Below are 18,419 nucleotides of genomic sequence, written 5' to 3'. Positions count from 1 at the left end.
ATGCCCGAGGGTCATTCCGTCCACCGGATCGCTCGTCAGTTCGACCGCAACTTCGTCGGCAAGACGCTGAGCGCCTCCAGCCCGCAGGGCCGGTTCGCCGAAGGTGCCGCTGTCCTCGACGGGCGCGCGGCGGTGAGCGTGCAGGCCGTCGGCAAGCAGATGTTCCTCGAGACGGAAGGCGATCTGTGGCTCCGCGTGCACCTCGGTCTGTACGGGGCGTGGGATTTCGCGGGCGAGATCCTCGTCGACCCGACCATCGCCTCGGCGAACGGGCGGATGGGCCAGACCAACCAGCGGGGCACCGTCCTCGACGAGCCGATCCTCGATGATGCGGGGGAGAACTCGCTGGCGTCGATCGGAGCCCCTCGACGCACCCGGGTGCATGTGCGCATGTCGGAGCAGACGAAGGGCCTCGCCGACGAGGGGATGGAGTGGCCTCCTCCTGTCGTCGGGCAGGTGCGCCTTCGCCTGATGACCGACATCACCGCAGCCGACCTCCGAGGACCGACCGCCTGTGTGCTGCAGACGCCCGAAGAGATGCTCGCCACCGTCGCCAAGCTGGGGCCCGATCCGCTCGTCGGCGATCCGGTCGAGAACGAAGAACGGTTCGTCCGGGCGGTCCGGAAGAAGCCGACGGTCATCGCACTCCTGCTCATGGACCAGTCGGTCGTGAGCGGCATCGGGAACGTGTACCGGGCCGAGATGCTGTTCCGGCAGCGGCTGAATCCGCACACACCTGGTCGGGATGTGCCCGAAGACGTCGTGCGTGCGCTCTGGAACGATTGGGTGCGGCTGCTCGCCGTCGGTGTGGAGACCGGGCAGATGATGACGATGGACGGCCTCACCGGTGCGGACTATCGAGCGGCGATGGCAAACCGCGACGACCGCCACTGGGTGTATCACCGCGCGGGGCTTCCGTGCCGCATCTGCGGGACGGAGATCGCCCTCGAGGAGATCGGCGCGCGCAAGCTCTACTGGTGCCCCCGTTGTCAGGCCTGACCACGCACCTGCCACCGCCATCCGTTCTAGGCTGATCGAATGCGACAGAATCCCAGCTTCACGCTGGCCGACGTGACCGAGATCCGCCGAGTGATCGAGGCGAATCCGTGGGCGACGATCATGAGCGCGGGCGATGACGGACTCGTCGCCTCCCACTACGCCGTTCTCCTCGACGAATCGCGCGACGACCTGACCGTCGTCGGGCACGTCGGCCGTCCGGACGATCTCATCCACGGCATGGGCCGGCGAGAGATGCTCGCGGTGTTCCAGGGTCCACACGGTTACGTGTCTCCGGGCTGGTACGGCGATGTCGCCGCCGTGCCGACGTGGAACTACACCGCCGTGCATCTGGCCGGCGTGCCCGAGATCCTCACGGACGAAGAGAACCTCGTCGTCCTCGACCGGCTGGTGGAGCGATTCGAATCGCGGATGCCCGAACCGAGGCGTATGTGGGAGCGTCCGAATGACCCGGGATACATCGAGCGGCTCGCTTCGGGGACTGTCGGCTTCCGGTTGACGCCGACCCGCGTCGTCGCCAAGAGGAAACTCAGTCAGAACAAGCCGCCGGAGACGATCGAGACGGTGATCGCCGCGCTGTCGACCGACGGACCGTATTCCAACCCGGCTCTCGCCGCGGAGATGCGGCGCGCACAGGACGCGCGCCGAGGAGGACGACAGCAGTGACAGAACGCGGAGCGGCGATCGACACCATCACGGCCGTGCGGATTGCGGGCCCCGGGCGTGAATTCCTGATGGATGACGAGCCCGTGGACATCTTCATCGCCGACGGGCGCATCGTCGACATCGCGCCGACCGGTGCATTGCCGGCGCGGGGCGAGGTCATCCGCGGTGATGGCGCCTGGGCCGTTCCGGGGCTCTGGGACAACCACGTGCACACGGTGCAATGGGCTTTGGCATCGGAACGAGCGCCGCTCGGTCACCTGGAATCCGCCGCCGCTGCCGCCGCGGCGATGAGCGGTGTGGCCCCGTTGCCGGATGGACGTCGTGTCGGCACCGGTTTCCGTGACGCCCTGTGGTCGGATCGGCCCTCACTCGACCTCCTGGACGCGGCGACCGGGGATATCCCGACCTACCTCATCAATGCCGACGTCCACAGCGTCTGGCTCAACAGCGCGGCACTCGCTCGTGAGGGGTTCCGGAGCGATGACGGCATGCTCCGCGAGACCGACGCCTTCGAGATCTCGCGGCGCCTCAACGCGGTTGACGCCGCCCATGGCGACCGCGCGATGATGCGCGCTGGAGAGCAGGCCGCCACGCGCGGCATCACCGGCCTGGTCGATTTCGACATGGCGTGGAGTGCGGAAGCCTGGCCCCGACGGGTCCTGGCCGGCTTCGCCTGGCACCGTGTCGAGTTCGCGGTCTACCCCTTCGACCTCGACCGTGCGATCGGCGCCGGGTTGCGCACGGGAGAACTCCGCGAGGAGCACGACGTTCCGACACCTGGTAGAGGCCTGGTCCACGTCGGGCCGCTGAAGATCATCACCGACGGTTCGCTGGGCACGCGAACCGCCGCCTGCTCGCACTCCTATCCCGGTGACCCCGACAACTTCGGGATGCTCACCGTGCCTTCCGATGAACTCGTCGCGCTCCTGACCCGGGCGACAGGCGCTGGTCTGGGCGTGGCCGTGCATGCGATCGGCGACCGGGCGATCACCTCGGCGCTCGACGCCTTCACCACCACGGGCGCCGTCGGGTCGATCGAGCATGTGCAACTCGTCCGACACAGCGATCTCGCGCGGTTCGCGCGCCTCGGGGTGGTCGCCAGCGTCCAGCCGCAGCACGCCGTGGATGACCGTGATCTGGTGGATCGCCACTGGGCGGAGCAGACCGCGATCGGCTATCCACTGGCATCGCTGCGCGACGCCGGCGTGCACCTGCGTTTCGGATCCGATGCACCCGTCGCCGAGCTCGACCCCTGGCACGCCATCGCGGCTGCGGTATCGCGCACCGACGACGCGCGGGAACCCTGGCATCCGGAAGAACGGATCACGATCGACCAGGCGCTCGAGGCGAGCGTGCGTTCGTCGGTGCGTCCGGGCGAGCCCGCCGACATCGCCCTCTGCGCCGCAGATCCTCGCACGGCGACAGGGGCGGACCTGCGATCCATGCCCGTTCGCTCCACGATTCTGGCCGGATACGTCACCCACATCGGCTGATCTTCCGCACGCACGAAGCGCGCACGAAGAAGGGGCGATCCTCGGAGAACCGAGGATCGCCCCTTGCTGTGCCGATCAGATCAGGCGGCGATGTGCGAGACCAGGAACCAGCGGTCCTTCTCGAGGCCGCGCTGGATCTCGATCGCGACGTCCTGGCTGGTGAGGTCGACCTCGTCGAGGCCGTCGACGGCGGCCTTGACGTCGACGAGGATCGCGTCGATGTCAGAGATGACGGCGCGGATCAGTTCGTCCGACTGGGCGAAGCCGGCGGCGACGGAGGTGGTTCCCGCCTTGTCGGCGACTGCGTTGACGCGAGCGTCGATCGGCAGACCGAGCGCGACGATCCGCTCTGCGGCGGTGTCTGCGAAGTCACCGGCGTGGGCGACGATCGTGTCGAGCAACTCGTGGACGCCGATGAAGTTGGCGCCGCGGACATGCCAGTGCGCCTGCTTGCCGTTGAGCGTCAGCGCCTGGAGGCCGAGCACGACAGGGGAGAGGAACTGGGCCGCCCCTGCAGCCACGGTCGGGTCGATGGCGGTGGTGGAAACGGTCTGTGCCTTGCTCATCTTGTGCTCCTCTGGAACGGGTTCTCGTATCTGATGAAGACAACGCTACTCAGCCTCATACATTCCGCAAGCAAGCTGAGGCTCGGCTCACTTCCGCGTGATTCCGGGGAAGTGAGGGTAGTCTCGCCTCATGAGCATCGCGTCCGGAGCCTCTGTCCTCGCCCTGCCGAACAGCACCCCGTCGATCGACGCGACGGCTTTCGTCGCAGACGGGGCGCGCATCATCGGTGAAGTCTCCCTCGCCGCCGGTTCCAGCGTCTGGTACAACGCCGTGCTTCGTGGCGACTCGGCCGGGATCGTCATCGGTCCCGGCTCGAACGTGCAGGACAACGTCTCGGTGCACGTGGATGCCGGACACCCGGTCGTGATCGGTGCCAAGGTATCGGTCGGACACAATGCGGTCGTCCATGGCTGCACGATCGGCGACGGCACGCTGGTCGGCATGGGATCGGTGATCCTCAGCGGTGCGGTGATCGGTGAAGGCTGCCTCGTCGCCGGAGGCGCCGTCGTGCTCGGCGGGACGGAGATCCCCGCCGGTTCCCTCGTCGCCGGTGTTCCCGCGAAGGTGCGTCGGGCACTCAGTGAAGAGGAGCGTGCGGGACTCATCGCCAACGCCGACATCTATCTGGGGCACTCGCAGACGCACTCGTCGGCTACCTCGGCCTGACGGCCCCGGCCGCTAGGCTGGGAGGAGTACGGGGCGGTGGCCAAGCTGGTTAAGGCAGTGGGCTCATAACCCAACGATCGCGGGTTCAAGTCCCGCCCGCCCTACTCCTCAGCCACGACCGCTCCCGGGTTCCCTCCGCCCGAGCAACAGCCGGCATTGCCGCGGCGAGACGAACGGATCCAACCGCTGCATCTCGAGCGGCCCGTCGCTGAGCTGGAGCACATCGCGGACGAGCTGGGCGTGAACGTCGCAGACGAGCGCCTGATCCTCCGCCAACAGCCCCTGATAGCGGCACGGAGCCAAGTCGAAGCGCAGCGCCGCTTCATCGACGACGGGGTCCAGACCGGCGTCGTCGAGGTGTTCGTAGAGGACGTCGACCTGACGCAGGGCGTCCTCCTCGAGCGCAGTCGGGGCATCGTCCGTCACGGCTCGGAGCATCCGCCCCCGCTCGCTCGCCCCGTCGACGCGCGCGCGTGTGACGGTGTTCGATGTCACGTCGCGCACAGGATGGAAGACGACGGACGGACGCCCTCGACCGCCGGACCTTCGTGTCTCACTGCGGATCAGCCCCTCGTCCTCCAACACCCGCAGATGATCCCGGACGGTGTTCAGCGGGATGCCGCTCTCCTCGGCGAGCGCGCCGGCGCGCCGGCCGGGCGCCTGTTGTATGGCGTGCAGCAGCTGGAGTCGACGCGGCTGAGTGAGTCCTCGGAAGTCATGGGCGCGACGGGGCATGTGGCGAGGATAGGCGGGCGCGAACAGTCCAGGACTCCTTTCCACCGGAAATAACCCGGTGAAAGACCCGGCGCGTACCCTCGCCGCGGGAAAGGGTGGGAGAACCATGACGATGAAGAGAAGGGAAGTCATGAAACTCTCAACGGAGTCCGAGGCGGTCGTGCGTGCGACCGAGGGAGTCGTCGCGCAGCATGCGGACGAGATCACGACGCTGTTCTACCGCGAGATGTTCGCCGCACATCCGGAACTGCTCCGTGTGTTCAATCGTGCAAACCAGGCGATAGGCGAGCAGCCCAAGGCGCTGGCCGCATCGGTGGTTGCGTTCGCCGTCCACCTCATCGACCCCGAGGCCCCCGATTTCACGCCCGTCATGCGCCGGATCGCTCACAAGCACGTCTCCCTGGGCATACAGGCACGCCAGTACACGATCGTCGGGCACCACCTCCTCGACGCTGTCCAGACGGTCCTGGGCGATGCCGTCACCCCCGAGGTCAGAGCCGCCTGGGACGAGGTCTATTGGCTCTTCGGATGCTCGCTCATCGCGGAGGAGGCGAAGCTCTACGCGCAGGGCGGAACCGATCCCGAGCAGCCGTGGCGCACGCACCGCGTCGTGGAGCGCGTGGTGGAGTCCGACGACGTCATCTCCCTGCTCCTCGCTCCCGTGGAGGGGGCAGTGGCCTCGCACCGTACCGGCCAGTACGTCGCCATCGCCGTCGACCTGCCGGATGGCTCCCGACAGCCGCGCCAATACACGATCTCCTCCGGGCCGCGAGGCGATTCGCTGCGGGTGACGGTGAAGCGCGTACGCGGTGAGGGCGGCCTGCCCGACGGCCTGGTGTCGACCTGGCTGCATGAGCACGCGCATCCCGGAACAGTGCTCGACGTATCGCAGCCGGCAGGCGATGTCGTGCTCGACGACGACGAGCACCCGCTGATCCTGGTGTCGGCGGGTATCGGCATCACTCCGATCGCTGCGATCGTCGAGGACCTGTCACGACGTTCTCCCGGCCGCACTGTGCGGCTCTTCCATGCGGACCGCGCCCACGACACGCACGCGCTGTATCCCTCACTTCGTCGTCAGGTGCTCGCGATGGACGACGCCAGGGCACAGAACTGGTACGCGAAGGACGCAGACGGGGCCCCGACCCTGCATCCCGCTCTTCCGGGCAGGATGGACCTCACCGATGTGGAGCTGCCGGAAGACGCGGTCGTGTTCATGTGCGGACCCCTCGAGTTCATGCGGAACGCGAGAGCGACCCTTCTGCGCCGAGGAGTGCCCGCTGAGCGGATCGCCTACGAGGTCTTCGGCCCCGATCTCTGGCTGCAGCAGCCCGCGACCGACGCCGCCTGAGGTCTCCGCACACAGGGGAGGAGGGGAACGGGCGCGCGGATGTCAAGCCCCTCCTCGGCGGTGCCGCACCACGCCATGCTTTCGATGTGCGGCACCGCGCCGCAGAACGGGAGGCACCATGAGCATCGGCAGCGGAATCGCGCTCTTCGTGATCGGGGCGATCCTCGTCTTCGCGATCAACGTCGACGTTCCCTGGGTCGACCTCGACATGGTCGGCTACATCCTGATGGGGGCCGGCGTCGTCGTCTTCCTCATCGGCATCGTGCTGCTCGCACGTCGGCGTCGCACCGAGACGGTGTCGCGCACCTTCGTCGATCCCGCCACCGGAGAGCCGACGACGCGTCGCTCCGTGAGCACCAGCGGCGACGAAGCGGTGTGAGCCCAGCCGCTGACGGCGTCCAGCTCGGAGGGTGTCGGGCGCCGTCAGTCGGCGGTGACGCTCTCGAGATGTTCCTCGACGAGCGTGATGCCACCGCTCGAACTCGCGGAATGAGCCAGCTCTTCGATCCACCTTCTGCTCAGCTCCGGCGTCTGTGCGTCCTGGAAGACGAAGCGGAGCGGGATCGAGGGATGCAGCCACAGGGTGGAACGTCCGGGCGCATCGCCGTCCGGGTGCCGCCACGAGAGGGTGAAGCTCTCGTTACGACGGAGCTTGGTGGCGATGACCACTTTGAGATGCGCGAGCGCGCGGTCATCGATGTGGATGGGAGTCTTCGCGTCGCCGTAGTAGAGGCTTCCCATCAGCGTGGGGACGATTCGTGGGGGTGGCGCGCGTGGACCATGGTTCTCCTCGGGGGCGTGCTCGCAGGACCGAGGTCCGGGACACTCGAACTCTAACCGCAGATCGCTCCGACGCCCCGCGCTCGCCCCCGACCCGCCGAGCGACGCGAAGAGAATATTCGTTCCCTGTCAGGTCGATGGCAGTGCGGGTGCCATCCCGTACGCCTCGCGGTAGGCCGAAGCGAACCGCGAGGAGTTGCTGAAGCCCCAGCGTCGAGCGACCTCGCCGACCGAGCGACCCCGACCGTTGCGGAGATCACGATGGGCGCCGTCGAGGCGCGCCCGACGCAGAGCATCCGCAGGCGTGATGTCGAGCGCCCGCCGGAACGCGTATTGCAGACCACGAGTGGAGATGTAGGACGCGGCCGCGACGTCGTCGATGGTGATCGCCAGATGCGCGTTCGCATCGATGTAGGCGAGCGCTCGGCGAACGGCCGCCGGTGCACCGGCGCGCTGCGCCGGGCGCCGCAGCGATTCGGAGAATGTGGTCGGGAACGCCGAAAGCGTGATCATCAGGGCATGGCGTTCGAGCTCGGCGACGAGCAGATCGTCTGCGATCCCGTCCCGCAGGGACTGGTCGAGGTAGGCGAACATCCGCTCCCACCGTTGGGAATCCATGACGGAGTGCGGCGCGAGTCCGGTCGTGCGAAGCTCTCGCCGATCATCCCCCGTGATCTGCCGCGCTCTGCTCTGCGCGGCCTGTTGGTCGAAGACGATGGCGCGAACGCGAGCCGACCGGTCCCATCTGGCCTCGACCTCAGTGCCGTCCGACATCCAGACGGCATCGGCGTCCAAGGAAGCGCGCCCCGACCAGACGCGCGCGTCCGGGGCGTCCACACGGCACACGAGCAACTGATCCTGCGGCTCGGCCCGCGAATGCACCTGAGCGGAAAGGCGATAGTCGACGAACGACGCGGTCTCGAGTTCCTCGGATCGCCAGTCGAATCGAAAGCTCCGCGGATCAGCATTCTGCAGAGAGGCCGAGGGAACGAACTGCTGCCACGTGGACTCGACCCGTTCGAGATCGACGGACGTGAACTGCATGGGCTGCTCCTCGTGCTTCGCGCCCTGATCCCACTCGAGGGCGCACCATCTGGAGCGTATCCCACGACACCTGATTCCGAGCCGAGGAGCAGCGACGCACGTCACTCCACGATGGGGCCGGCGTGCCGCACCGGCCAGCGTCCATCGAGCATGTCATCGGGTTCCAGACGTCCGATGCTCACGAAGTACTCGGTGAGGTTGGCTGCCTGCGAGCGGGCCCAGCCGATCTGGTGCGTGTGGAGCTGTACCGGATTCTCGGGGAGACGGAACTGACGGGCGAGCGCCTGCGCCACGCGCCCGGCGGCGATCGCATCCGCAGACGCTTCGTGGGCGCCCTCCAACGGGACGGCGTAGTGCGCCGCGACCACCTCGAGCGTGCGTCGACCGCGCCGGTAGCGGTCATATGCCTTGTGTCGATCACGAGCGGGTCGATCACCGGTGCGGGGTCGGTGAGCGGGTCGACCCCGTGCCGAGCGGCTTCGCAGGCGAGCAGCGAGAAGTCGAACGACGCGTTGTAGGCGACGACCGGCACACCCTGCCGGAACAGGGACCGCAGGGCAGCAGTCACTTCGGCGACCACCTCAGGGACGGGCCGCCCGTGGGCTCGCGCGTGCGCCGTCGTGATCCCGTGCACCGCGGTTGCGCCGTCGGGGATCGGCACACCGGGGTCCGCAAGCCACGAACGGGCCGCGACCTGTCTGCCGTCGGCGTCGAGGATACCGACGTAGGCGGTCACCACGCGGTCCGACTCGACGTCGACTCCGGTCGTCTCCAGATCGAACACCCCGACACGGGTGAGCCAGGCAGGAAGCGGGGGACCGGCTGGCATGGCTTCACGCTATGGTCGGCCGCGGACATTCAGGAGAAGGCGCACGGCGACTCGTAGACTCTGAGGATGACCGTGCCTTCCCCGTATGCGGACCGTCTTCGTCGTCTGCCCGTGCAACGCCACGAGGTCGAGGTGCGCGGGGCGACCACGGCGTACTGGGCGTACGGACCCGAAGACGCCGGGACGACCGTCGTCGCGGTGCACGGCTTCCGGGGCGAGCACCATGGCCTCGAACCGGTGCTCGCATACCTCCCCGAGGTGCGGGTGATCGCGCCCGACCTTCCGGGCTTCGGCGAGACGGCCCCGCTGCCGGGACGCCGTCACGATCTCGACGAGTACGCCGGATGGCTCACCGACTTCGCCACCGAGGTCGCACCCGGCGCGGTCATCCTCGGCCACTCCTTCGGGTCGATCGTGACGGCCGCGGCGGTCGCCCGCGGATTGCAGACTCCGCGCCTGATCCTCATCAACCCCATCGGTGCCCCCGCGCTCGAGGGACCCAAGGGACTCATGACGCGCCTGGCCGTGTTCTACTACGCCCTCGGCGCCCGGCTCCCGGAGAATCTCGGAACCGCGCTGCTGCGCAATCGGATCATCGTGCGGGTCATGAGCATCACGATGGCCAAGACGAAGGACCCCGAGCTCCGGCGGTTCATCCACGACCAGCATGACACCTACTTCTCCCGGTTCTCCGATCGTGATGTGCTCCACGATGCCTTCGTCGCGAGCGTCTCGCACGACGTCCGCGAGTTCGCGCCCGACATCGACGTTCCGACGCTCATGGTGGCGGCCGAACGCGACGACATCACGCCGATCGAAGCGGAGCGGAAGCTGGCGACGCTCTTCCCGGACGCCGGGTTGGTCGAGATCGCCCACGTCGGGCATCTGATCCACTACGAGACGCCGGCGGAGGCCGCAGGAGCGATCCGGCGCTTCCTCAGGATTCCCGTCGTGCGAGGCCGATGAGGCCGGCCACACGGAACGGGATCACCTCGCCCATGGCGAGTGAGGTCTCGGTGCGTTCCACTCCCTCGATCGACAGGATGCGCGCGTCGGTGTCGAAGAGGTGACGCGCGTCGCGACAGGCCACGCGTGCGAGCAGATCGATCGATCCGCTGAGCCCATGCGCCTGCACGACTTCGGGAATCCGGGCGAGTTCGTTGATGATGCGAGGAAGCTCCGTCTGGCGGACCCCGATGCTCACGAACGCCTGCAACGGGAATCCGAGCACGTCCGGCGAGAACGACCTCTCGTAGGACAGGAAGATCCCGCTCTGCTCGAGACGTGCCATCCGCGCCTGGATCGTGTTGCGGGACAGGCCCAGGCTCTCCGCGAGCGCGACGATCGTGGTCCTCGGGTCGTCAGCGAGTGCGGCGAGAAGCTCGAGATCGATGCGGTCCAGTCCTGGCATAATGCCAAACCTTAGCAGGAGCCTTCCGTGCCAAATTGAGCAACATGCTCAAGCCCTTTCAGAATGCTTGAGCGAGGTGTTGAGCAGACGTACTCTCAGACCATGCCGGTGATGACGCTGGCATCAGTGCGCGGAGCCTCACGAGGGCCGCCGAGGACGAGGAGGACGACGATGTCACCGCAGATCACCCCCATCGCAGACACCGCCCAGGATCTGGAGCTCTCGGAGCACATCCTGAATCCGGACGGCAGTCGCATCGCGAACCCTCGGCTGGATCCTTTCGTCGCCGACATCGACAGTGCGCAACTGCGTTCACTGCTGCGGGACATGGTCATCCTCCGGCGGATCGACGCCGAAGGCGTCGCCCTGCAGCGCCAGGGACAGCTCGGCCTCTGGGCACCCTGCCAGGGGCAGGAGGCGACCCAGATCGGCACGGCACGCGCCATCGCGCCGGAGGACTACGTGTTCCCGAGCTACCGGGAAACCGGGGTCATCTACGCGCGCGGCGCCCAGCCGGGCGACTATGTGCGCATGTGGCGCGGCGAGGAGGGCGCCGCGTACGATCCGGCCGCACTCGGAGTCGCGCCCTTGCAGATCATCATCGGTGCCCAGACACTGCACGCCGTCGGCTATGCCTTGGGCATCCAGCACGATGGCGCCAAGGAAGTCGCGGTCACGTACTTCGGCGACGGTGCCACCAGTCAGGGCGATGTCAACGAGGCGATGATCTTCGCCGCCTCGTATCAGGCCCCCGTGGTCTTCGTCTGCCAGAACAACCACTGGGCGATCTCGGAGCCCGTCTCCGTGCAGTCGCAGTATCCGATCGCCGGGCGGGCTCCGGGGTTCGGTATCCCCAGCGTCCGCGTCGACGGCAACGATGTGCTCGCCTGCATGGCTGCCATGCGCTGGGCCCTCGATCATGCACGTGCCGGCAAGGGGCCCGCCTATATCGAGGCGGTCACGTATCGAATGGGGCCGCACACCACGGCCGATGACCCGACGCGCTACCGTGACCAGGACGAACTCGAATCCTGGCGCCGACGCGATCCGATCGCACGGCTCGAAGCCCATCTGCGCGCCACGGGAGATCTGACCGACGAGCACCTCGCCGAGACCCAGGCGGCAGCAGACGCGGTGGCGAAGGAGATGCGCGCCGCATGCCTCGGCATGGTCACGCGCCCGCCCCTCGCGGTCTTCGACGGCGTCTACGCCGAACCGCACACCGGGCTCGAGCGTCAGCGTGGTGAGTACGCCGCGTACCTCGCCTCCTTCGAGGGCGAGGCCGGCGCATGACCGAACTGACCCTCGGAAAAGCGCTCGGCGCGGGACTGCGTCAGGCGATGCGCGACGACGACAAGGTGGTGCTGCTCGGAGAGGACATCGGGAAACTCGGTGGCGTCTTCCGCATCACCGACGGGCTGCTCGACGAGTTCGGCGCAGCGCGGGTGATCGACACTCCGCTCGCGGAGTCGGGCATCGTCGGAACAGCCGTGGGCCTGGCGTTCCGCGGTTATCGGCCGGTGGTCGAGATCCAGTTCGACGGCTTCGTGTACCCCGCGTTCGACCAGATCGTCGCTCAGGTCGCGAAGCTGCACTACCGCACCCAGGGCCGGGTGAAGATGCCGATCACCATCCGCATCCCGTGGGCAGGAGGCATCGGCGCCGCCGAGCATCACTCGGAGTCCCCGGAGGCCTACTTCGTGCACACGGCCGGTCTGCGCGTGATCGCGGTCTCGAACCCGGAGGACGCATACCGCAGCCTGCGACAGGCGATCGCCTCCGACGATCCGGTGATCTTCTTCGAGCCGAAACGCCTGTACCACCACAAGGGCGATGTCGATCTGGAGGCGCCGCTCGCGGACGCAGCGCCCATGGGACTCGCGCGCGTCGTGCGAACCGGGAATGACGCGACCCTGATCACCTACGGGGCGATGGTCTCCACGGCGCTTCAGGCGGCCGACGCGGCAGCGGACGAAGGCGTCTCTCTCGAGGTCATCGACCTCCGCTCGCTCTCACCGGTGGACTACGACTCGGTCGCCGCCTCGGTGCGCAAGACGGGACGCGTGGTCGTCGCCCACGAGGCCTCTCGCGAGGCCGGCGTCGCAGCCGAGGTGATCGCGAGCATCACGGAGCGCTGCTTCGAGTACCTCGAGTCCGCGCCGTTGCGCGTCACCGGACACGACGTCCCCTACCCGCCCGCGAAGCTCGAGAAGTATCACCTTCCCGATCTCGATCGGCTGCTCGATGCCGTCGACCGGGTGCTGGACCGGCCGAACAGTCTGACGGGAGCAGGGGCATGATCGCGGAGTTCCGCCTTCCGGACCTCGGAGAGGGGCTGACCGAAGCCGAGGTGGTGACCTGGCTCGTCGCCCCCGGCGACGCGGTCTCGCTCAACCAGACTCTCGCGGAGGTGGAGACGGCGAAAGCGGTCGTCGAGCTGCCCTCGCCCTATGAGGGCACGGTATCGGCCCTGCACGCCGAGGCCGGCCAGACGGTCGCCGTCGGTGCTCCGCTGATCGCCTTCGATGTGGTGGGGGAGGACGAGGATGGGCCCGCGCCCGCGTCGGATTCCGAGGAGAAGGCGCAGCCGAACCTCGTCGGCTACGGTGCCGCCCCCACGACCGCCGGCCGCCCTGCGCGACGGGCACGGCGCATCGGAGCCACCCCGGCACCGGTCGACACAGCCGTTCTCGAGGCCGCACCGCATGACGCCACCCCCTCGGCAGCCGTGGATGCGGTCATCGAACGGCCGCGCTCCACCCCGCCCGTGCGCGCTCACGCCAAGCGTCTCGGCATCGATCTCGTGCTGGTCGCCGCCGACGTGGGGGATCGAGTCATCACCCGCCGCGACGTCGACGAATACGCAGAGCGGATCGCCCGCCGCACGCCGCGTGCCGACGACCTGTCGTCGACGCCCACCCCGTCGAACGCGTCAGTGCTCACAGACGCGGAGCGAGAGACCCGCATCCCCATCCGCGGCGTGCGCAAGCACACGGCGGCGGCGATGGTGCAGAGCGCGTTCACGGCCCCCCATGTCACGGTCTTCCACACGGTCGACGTGACCGCGACGATGGACCTGTTGTCGAGTCTTCGCGACGATCGCGCCCTCAGCGCACACCGGATCGGCCCGCTCGCGGTGGTCGCGAAGGCCGTCTGTCTCGCTCTGAGCCGCACGCCCGGGCTCAACTCGCGTTGGGACGAGGCCGCCGGGGAGATCGTCCAGCACAACTACGTCGACCTGGGGATCGCCGCCGCGACGGATCGGGGCCTCATCGTCCCGATGATCCGTGATGCGGAGCAGTTGACCCTCGTCGGTCTCGCGGATGCCGTGAAGTCGCTGGCCGAGGTGGCCCGTGCGGGGAAGACCTCGCCGGCGGAACTCGCAGGCGGCACGTTCTCGATCTCGAACATCGGAGTCTTCGGCGTCGATGCCGGCACACCCATCCTGCCCCCGGGGCAATCCGGGATCCTGGCCGTCGGAGCAGTGCGGCGTCAGCCGTGGGAGCACCACGGCGAGATCGCCCTGCGGCAGATGATGACCCTCAGCCTCTCGTTCGATCACCGTCTGGTCGACGGAGCCGAGGGGGCGAGCTTCCTCAAGGATGTCGCCGACATCCTCGAAGAGCCCGGACGGGCGATGCTGCTCAGGTAGTCGCGCGCAGAGCCGCGTCCGCCATCGCGATCAGTACGGTCGCGGTGGCGGAATGCCGCCTGGCGGCGGCGCGGGTGCTGTGCGGAGTCGAGTTGATGAGCCCGAAGCACGCCTGCACGCGCAACCGCAGCTCATCCTGATCCGCGCTGCCGCCCGGCGTCGCATGCAACGGCGACAACGCTGCCATCCACAACTCGATGTACGCGCGCTGGAGGCGGCGGACCTCGGCCCGGTCCGTCTCGGAGAGGAACGCGACATCACGATCCTGCACCTGGATGACCTCGGCATTGCCCAGCGCGAACTCGACATGGAAGCCGATCAGCGCACGCATCCGCTCGTCGGGGGTCGGAGTTTCCTCGGAGACCTGCCGTCCACCGCGGATCAGATCCTGACTCACCTTGACGAGCACGGCTCCGAGCAGTGCCTGCTTGCCGGCGAAGTGACGGTAGACGGCCGGTCCGGATACGCCGACGGCAGCCCCGATGTCCTCCAGGCTCACGCCGCTGTATCCACGCGCGGCGAAGAGACGCGCGGCAGCGTGCAGGATCGCATCCGACCGTTCAGCCTTGGCGCGGTCTCGGGCGGTGACCGGGCTTGTCATCTCAGTTAATCCTCGCTAACCTGAATCAACGGGTTAGTGAACACTAACCGAAAGTGCATGCACCGCGCCAGGGCCCGCCCTCGCGGACGTGGGTCGAGGAGGACATCACGATGCCGGCAACCCAGGAGTCTCTCGCGCAAGACCTGCGAGACCGCCTCGCGACCGCGGCTCGCGGCGGACCGGAGGCGTCCCGCGAACGCCACGTCGCGCGCGGCAAACTGCTCCCGCGGGACCGCGTCGCTCGGGTGCTCGATGAAGGCAGCCCGTTCCTGGAAGTCGCCCCCCTCGCGGCCGACGGCCTGTACGGGGGAGAGGCGCCCGGTGCCGGGGTGATCGCCGGGATCGGACTCGTCCACGGTCGCCACGTCATGGTGGTCTGCAACGACGCGACGGTGAAGGGCGGCACGTACTTCCCCCTCACGGTCAAGAAGCATCTGCGTGCGCAGGAGATCGCCCTCGAGAATCGCCTGCCGTGTCTGTACCTGGTCGACTCGGGAGGCGCCTTCCTCCCGAAGCAGGACGAGGTCTTCCCGGATCGGGAGCATTTCGGCCGGATCTTCTTCAACCAGGCGCGTATGTCCGCCGAAGGGATCCCTCAGCTCGCCGCAGTTCTCGGTTCCTGCACGGCGGGTGGCGCCTATGTCCCCGCCATGAGCGACGAGACCGTGATCGTCCGCGGCCAGGGAACGATCTTCCTCGGGGGGCCGCCCCTGGTGAAGGCCGCGATCGGCGAGATCGTGACCGCAGAGGAACTGGGCGGGGGAGAACTGCACGCACGACGCAGCGGTGTGGTCGACCATCTCGCGGAAGACGACGAGCACGCCCTCGAGATCCTGCGCGATATCGTCGCCACGCTCCCCGCACCCGCAGCTCCGGCCTGGGACGTGGCGCCCAGCCGACCGCCGTCCGAGTCCTCCAGCCTCTACGACGCGGTTCCCGTCGACGTGAATGCCGCGTACGACGTGCACGAGGTCATCTCACGCCTCGTCGACGGCGACACGTTCCTCGAGTTCAAGCCCGAGTACGGCACGACCCTGGTCACCGGTTTCGCCCGACTCCACGGTCATCCCATCGGCATCGTCGCGAACAACGGCGTGCTGTTCAGCGAGTCCGCGCTCAAGGGCGCCCACTTCATCGAGCTGTGCGACCAGCGCGGGATCCCGCTGTTGTTCCTGCAGAACATCACCGGGTTCATGGTCGGCTCCGACGCCGAGGCCGGAGGCATCGCGAAGGACGGCGCGAAGATGGTCACTGCGGTCGCAAGCACACGGGTGCCGAAGCTCACGGTCATCATCGGAGGTTCTTTCGGGGCCGGCAACTACTCCATGTGCGGCCGTGCCTACTCGCCCCGCTTCCTGTGGACGTGGCCTGCGAGCCGCATCTCCGTGATGGGCGGCGCGCAGGCGGCGTCGGTGCTCGCCACCGTCAAGGAGGATCAGCTGACCGCGCGCGGCGATGCCTGGAGCGGCGAGGACCGTGCGGCGTTCGAGGCTCCGATCCGTGAGCAGTACGAGCACCAGGGCGAGCCCTATTACGCCACAGCCCGACTCTGGGACGACGGGATCGTCGACCCTGCACAGACCCGCGACCTCCTGGGGCTCTCCCTCGACGTCATCTCCCGCAGCCCGCTGCCCGAACCGCGCTTCGGCGTCTTCCGGATGTGAGTGTCTTGTCCATGACCACGACGTCGTCGTCGAACACCGTCTCCTTCCACACCGTTCTCGTCGCCAACCGCGGGGAGATCGCCCGACGGGTGATCCGCACCCTGCGCACGCTCGGCATCCGCAGCGTCGCCGTCTACAGCGACGCCGACGTCGCGGCACCCCACGTGCGAGAGGCCGATGTCGCCGTGAGAATCGGCCCGGCACCGGCTGCGGAGTCGTACCTCGACATCGATGCCGTCATCGCGGCGGCTCGGCGCAGCGGCGCGCAAGCCATCCACCCCGGCTACGGATTCCTCTCCGAGAGCGTCGGACTCGCCGAGGCCTGCGCCGAGAGCGGCATCGTCTTCATCGGCCCGTCGGTGGAGGCCCTGCAGATCATGGGCGACAAGGCACGCGCTCGCGAGCATGTCCTGCGTTTCGGCGTTCCGGTCGTCCCCGGTTTCGACGCCAAAGGCCTGTCCGACGTCGAGATCGCCGAAGAGGCGGAGAACGTCGGATACCCACTGCTGGTCAAGCCCAGCGCCGGCGGAGGCGGGAAGGGCATGGAGGTCGTCGCCGACTCGACGGGGCTGCGCTCTGCGCTCGCCTCGGCCCGGCGCGTGGCGGCCGCGGCGTTCGGCGATGATGCGCTCATCCTCGAACGCCTGATCAGACGTCCGCGGCACATCGAGGTGCAGGTCTTCGGAGACGCGCACGGCACGGTCATCGCGCTCGGGGAACGGGAGTGCACCCTGCAGCGACGGCACCAGAAGGTCGTCGAGGAGGCGCCGTCGGCAGGCATCCCCCCGCACACCCGGGAGCGACTGCTCTCAGCCGCCGTGCTGGCGGCTGAGAGCGTCGAATACATCGGGGCCGGCACGGTCGAGTTCCTCATCGACGCCGATGCGCCGGACGAGGTGTTCTTCATCGAGATGAACACCCGCCTCCAGGTGGAACATCCGGTCACCGAGGAGGTCACCGGACTCGATCTCGTCGCCCTTCAACTCCGCGCGGCCGATGGGCTTCCGCTGGATGTCTCGCCGCGTCTGCGCGGTCACGCTGTGGAGGCGCGCGTGTATGCGGAATCGCCCGAGCGCGGCTTCCTCCCCTCCACCGGGAACGTGCTGTTGTTCGAACCGCCCGTCGGTGTGCGCGTCGACGCGGCGATCGAGACCGGAAGCGAGGTGACCGGGTTCTACGATCCGATGATCGCGAAGGTGATCGCCTTCGCGGACGACCGTGCCACGGCACTCGCGAGGCTCGACGAGGCGCTCGCACGCACGGTCGTGCTGGGCGTCGAGACCAACATCGCGTTCCTGCGAACTCTCTGCCAGGACGCGCGCGTGATCGCGGGGGATCTCGACACGGGACTCATCGAGACCCTGCTTCCCCTCGACGCGCAGACACCGTCGACCGCGCAGCTCGCTGCCGCGAAGGATGCCATCTCGGAGCTCCGCGCGCCGGTGCGGACCAGCCCTCTGTGGCGAGAGCTGCAGGGATGGCGCCTGGGAGCGGAGAACACGGTGGTCGCCCCGTTCGTGGCGCTCACGGATGACGATGAAGAGGTCGAGCTCCACGAGGCCCCGTCCCCACGATCTCGAGTCTCCGTGCGTGCCGCTGTCGACGGCGACGGCGCGGTCTGGGTGGCCGAGGACGGACACACGGTCCGCCTGCGTCCCCTCGACAGAAGGCAGCGGATGCGGCGTCGGCTGTCGGCGCGCGAGGCGGGATCCGGGGCGACGGAACCGGAGGGACGGGCCCCGATGCCGGGCAGCGTCGTGGCGGTTCACGCCGCGGACGGGGAGAGGGTCTCCGCCGGCGACCCGCTCGTCTCGATCGAGGCGATGAAGATGGAGCACCCGGTGCTCGCACCGCACGACGGTGTGGTGCACCTGCTGGTCGCGGTGGGCGATCAGGTGCGGCGCGACCAACCGGTCGCCCGTGTGATGACGGAGGAGAGCTGA

At 68.2% G+C, this 18,419-nt stretch carries 18 protein-coding genes, 1 tRNA gene and 1 pseudogene; 13 read left to right on the top strand and 7 right to left on the bottom strand.

Annotated features, from left to right (window positions below; genetic code table 11):
- From MST3598_RS09100 to MST3598_RS09090, 3 genes are read left to right on the top strand one after another with little or no spacing between them, the layout of a single operon-like run.
- The gene (locus MST3598_RS09100) at positions 1–999 is read left to right on the top strand and encodes an Fpg/Nei family DNA glycosylase (protein WP_021200524.1); all 999 of its coding nucleotides are present in this window, start codon (positions 1–3) and stop codon (positions 997–999) included.
- A 39-nt stretch (positions 1,000–1,038) separates the two neighbouring features.
- Positions 1,039–1,683 carry an FMN-binding negative transcriptional regulator gene (locus MST3598_RS09095; RefSeq protein WP_029259196.1) on the top strand — a complete coding sequence of 215 codons (645 nt, stop codon included), beginning with the start codon at positions 1,039–1,041 and terminating at the stop codon, positions 1,681–1,683.
- Positions 1,680–3,176, top strand: a complete 1,497-nt coding sequence (locus MST3598_RS09090; protein WP_029259197.1) for an amidohydrolase — start codon at positions 1,680–1,682, stop codon at positions 3,174–3,176. The genes MST3598_RS09095 and MST3598_RS09090 overlap by 4 nt, the downstream gene beginning before the upstream one ends.
- A gap of 80 nt (positions 3,177–3,256) precedes the next feature.
- On the opposite strand, the gene MST3598_RS09085 is transcribed toward MST3598_RS09090, so the two are convergent.
- Positions 3,257–3,742, bottom strand: coding sequence for a Dps family protein (locus MST3598_RS09085; protein WP_029259198.1), 486 nt, complete (start codon positions 3,740–3,742; stop codon positions 3,257–3,259).
- 130 nt (positions 3,743–3,872) lie between these two features.
- Between MST3598_RS09085 and MST3598_RS09080 the strand changes: the two genes are divergently transcribed.
- Positions 3,873–4,409 (top strand): gamma carbonic anhydrase family protein, encoded by a 537-nt coding sequence (locus MST3598_RS09080; protein ID WP_029259199.1) that lies wholly within the window; start codon positions 3,873–3,875, stop codon positions 4,407–4,409.
- Positions 4,410–4,439: 30 nt separating this feature from the next.
- Positions 4,440–4,513, top strand: a tRNA-Ile gene (locus MST3598_RS09075).
- Between the two features lie 4 nt (positions 4,514–4,517).
- On the opposite strand, the gene MST3598_RS09070 is transcribed toward MST3598_RS09075, so the two are convergent.
- On the bottom strand, positions 4,518–5,144 hold the full coding sequence (locus MST3598_RS09070) for a helix-turn-helix domain-containing protein (protein WP_029259200.1): 627 nt from the start codon (positions 5,142–5,144) through the stop codon (positions 4,518–4,520).
- A 106-nt stretch (positions 5,145–5,250) separates the two neighbouring features.
- On the opposite strand from MST3598_RS09070, the gene MST3598_RS09065 reads away from it, so the two are divergent.
- Both MST3598_RS09065 and MST3598_RS09060 read left to right on the top strand, forming a co-directional pair.
- Complete coding sequence (locus MST3598_RS09065; protein WP_029259201.1) at positions 5,251–6,495, top strand: globin domain-containing protein; 1,245 nt, start codon at positions 5,251–5,253, stop codon at positions 6,493–6,495.
- Positions 6,496–6,613: 118 nt separating this feature from the next.
- Complete coding sequence (locus MST3598_RS09060) at positions 6,614–6,874, top strand: DUF6458 family protein (protein WP_021200531.1); 261 nt, start codon at positions 6,614–6,616, stop codon at positions 6,872–6,874.
- A gap of 44 nt (positions 6,875–6,918) precedes the next feature.
- Here the strand turns inward: MST3598_RS09060 and MST3598_RS09055 are convergent, their stop codons facing one another.
- The 3 genes and pseudogenes from MST3598_RS09055 to MST3598_RS09045 form a co-directional block, all read right to left on the bottom strand.
- Positions 6,919–7,236 (bottom strand): DUF7882 family protein, encoded by a 318-nt coding sequence (locus MST3598_RS09055; RefSeq protein ID WP_021200532.1) that lies wholly within the window; start codon positions 7,234–7,236, stop codon positions 6,919–6,921.
- Positions 7,237–7,404: 168 nt separating this feature from the next.
- Entirely contained in the window at positions 7,405–8,319 is a 915-nt protein-coding gene (locus tag MST3598_RS09050) for a helix-turn-helix transcriptional regulator (RefSeq protein ID WP_029259202.1), read from the bottom strand.
- A gap of 101 nt (positions 8,320–8,420) precedes the next feature.
- A pseudogene (locus MST3598_RS09045) lies at positions 8,421–9,148 on the bottom strand (3'-5' exonuclease).
- Between the two features lie 66 nt (positions 9,149–9,214).
- Between MST3598_RS09045 and MST3598_RS09040 the strand changes: the two are divergent.
- A complete protein-coding gene (locus MST3598_RS09040; RefSeq protein WP_029259203.1) occupies positions 9,215–10,114 on the top strand; it encodes an alpha/beta fold hydrolase in 900 nt (299 codons plus the stop codon).
- Here MST3598_RS09040 and MST3598_RS09035 read toward each other — a convergent pair.
- Complete coding sequence (locus MST3598_RS09035; protein WP_021200536.1) at positions 10,086–10,559, bottom strand: Lrp/AsnC family transcriptional regulator; 474 nt, start codon at positions 10,557–10,559, stop codon at positions 10,086–10,088. The genes MST3598_RS09040 and MST3598_RS09035 overlap by 29 nt on opposite strands.
- A 171-nt stretch (positions 10,560–10,730) precedes the next feature.
- Between MST3598_RS09035 and pdhA the strand changes: the two genes are divergently transcribed.
- From pdhA to MST3598_RS09020, 3 genes are read left to right on the top strand one after another with little or no spacing between them, the layout of a single operon-like run.
- Positions 10,731–11,852, top strand: coding sequence for a pyruvate dehydrogenase (acetyl-transferring) E1 component subunit alpha (gene pdhA, locus MST3598_RS09030; protein WP_029259204.1), 1,122 nt, complete (start codon positions 10,731–10,733; stop codon positions 11,850–11,852).
- On the top strand, positions 11,849–12,859 hold the full coding sequence (locus tag MST3598_RS09025) for an alpha-ketoacid dehydrogenase subunit beta (RefSeq protein ID WP_021200538.1): 1,011 nt from the start codon (positions 11,849–11,851) through the stop codon (positions 12,857–12,859). Before pdhA ends, MST3598_RS09025 begins: the two co-directional genes overlap by 4 nt.
- Positions 12,856–14,211 carry a dihydrolipoamide acetyltransferase family protein gene (locus tag MST3598_RS09020; RefSeq protein ID WP_029259205.1) on the top strand — a complete coding sequence of 452 codons (1,356 nt, stop codon included), beginning with the start codon at positions 12,856–12,858 and terminating at the stop codon, positions 14,209–14,211. The genes MST3598_RS09025 and MST3598_RS09020 overlap by 4 nt, the downstream gene beginning before the upstream one ends.
- Here MST3598_RS09020 and MST3598_RS09015 read toward each other — a convergent pair.
- Complete coding sequence (locus MST3598_RS09015) at positions 14,204–14,812, bottom strand: TetR/AcrR family transcriptional regulator (RefSeq protein WP_029259206.1); 609 nt, start codon at positions 14,810–14,812, stop codon at positions 14,204–14,206. The two genes, MST3598_RS09020 and MST3598_RS09015, sit on opposite strands and share 8 nt — an antisense overlap.
- 110 nt (positions 14,813–14,922) lie before the next feature.
- On the opposite strand from MST3598_RS09015, the gene MST3598_RS09010 reads away from it, so the two are divergent.
- Complete coding sequence (locus MST3598_RS09010) at positions 14,923–16,476, top strand: carboxyl transferase domain-containing protein (protein WP_051671027.1); 1,554 nt, start codon at positions 14,923–14,925, stop codon at positions 16,474–16,476.
- An 11-nt stretch (positions 16,477–16,487) separates the two neighbouring features.
- The gene (locus MST3598_RS09005; RefSeq protein ID WP_029259208.1) at positions 16,488–18,419 is read left to right on the top strand and encodes an acetyl/propionyl/methylcrotonyl-CoA carboxylase subunit alpha; all 1,932 of its coding nucleotides are present in this window, start codon (positions 16,488–16,490) and stop codon (positions 18,417–18,419) included.

The sequence above is a fragment of the Microbacterium sp. TPU 3598 genome, assembly GCF_002356155.1.
Lineage (GTDB): Bacteria > Actinomycetota > Actinomycetes > Actinomycetales > Microbacteriaceae > Microbacterium > Microbacterium maritypicum_A.
This window is presented reverse-complemented; position numbering and strand designations above follow the sequence as displayed.

Coding starts and splice junctions, on each gene's coding strand:
- MST3598_RS09040 (WP_029259203.1), top strand. CDS start 9,215: ATGACCGTGCCTTCCCCGTATGCGGACCGTCTTCGTCGTCTGCCCGTG.
- MST3598_RS09095 (WP_029259196.1), top strand. CDS start 1,039: ATGCGACAGAATCCCAGCTTCACGCTGGCCGACGTGACCGAGATCCGC.
- MST3598_RS09005 (WP_029259208.1), top strand. CDS start 16,488: ATGACCACGACGTCGTCGTCGAACACCGTCTCCTTCCACACCGTTCTC.
- MST3598_RS09050 (WP_029259202.1), bottom strand. CDS start 8,319: ATGCAGTTCACGTCCGTCGATCTCGAACGGGTCGAGTCCACGTGGCAG.
- MST3598_RS09015 (WP_029259206.1), bottom strand. CDS start 14,812: ATGACAAGCCCGGTCACCGCCCGAGACCGCGCCAAGGCTGAACGGTCG.
- MST3598_RS09080 (WP_029259199.1), top strand. CDS start 3,873: ATGAGCATCGCGTCCGGAGCCTCTGTCCTCGCCCTGCCGAACAGCACC.
- MST3598_RS09055 (WP_021200532.1), bottom strand. CDS start 7,236: ATGGGAAGCCTCTACTACGGCGACGCGAAGACTCCCATCCACATCGAT.
- MST3598_RS09065 (WP_029259201.1), top strand. CDS start 5,251: ATGACGATGAAGAGAAGGGAAGTCATGAAACTCTCAACGGAGTCCGAG.
- pdhA (WP_029259204.1), top strand. CDS start 10,731: ATGTCACCGCAGATCACCCCCATCGCAGACACCGCCCAGGATCTGGAG.
- MST3598_RS09100 (WP_021200524.1), top strand. CDS start 1: ATGCCCGAGGGTCATTCCGTCCACCGGATCGCTCGTCAGTTCGACCGC.
- MST3598_RS09010 (WP_051671027.1), top strand. CDS start 14,923: ATGCCGGCAACCCAGGAGTCTCTCGCGCAAGACCTGCGAGACCGCCTC.
- MST3598_RS09060 (WP_021200531.1), top strand. CDS start 6,614: ATGAGCATCGGCAGCGGAATCGCGCTCTTCGTGATCGGGGCGATCCTC.
- MST3598_RS09020 (WP_029259205.1), top strand. CDS start 12,856: ATGATCGCGGAGTTCCGCCTTCCGGACCTCGGAGAGGGGCTGACCGAA.
- MST3598_RS09070 (WP_029259200.1), bottom strand. CDS start 5,144: ATGCCCCGTCGCGCCCATGACTTCCGAGGACTCACTCAGCCGCGTCGA.
- MST3598_RS09085 (WP_029259198.1), bottom strand. CDS start 3,742: ATGAGCAAGGCACAGACCGTTTCCACCACCGCCATCGACCCGACCGTG.
- MST3598_RS09035 (WP_021200536.1), bottom strand. CDS start 10,559: ATGCCAGGACTGGACCGCATCGATCTCGAGCTTCTCGCCGCACTCGCT.
- MST3598_RS09025 (WP_021200538.1), top strand. CDS start 11,849: ATGACCGAACTGACCCTCGGAAAAGCGCTCGGCGCGGGACTGCGTCAG.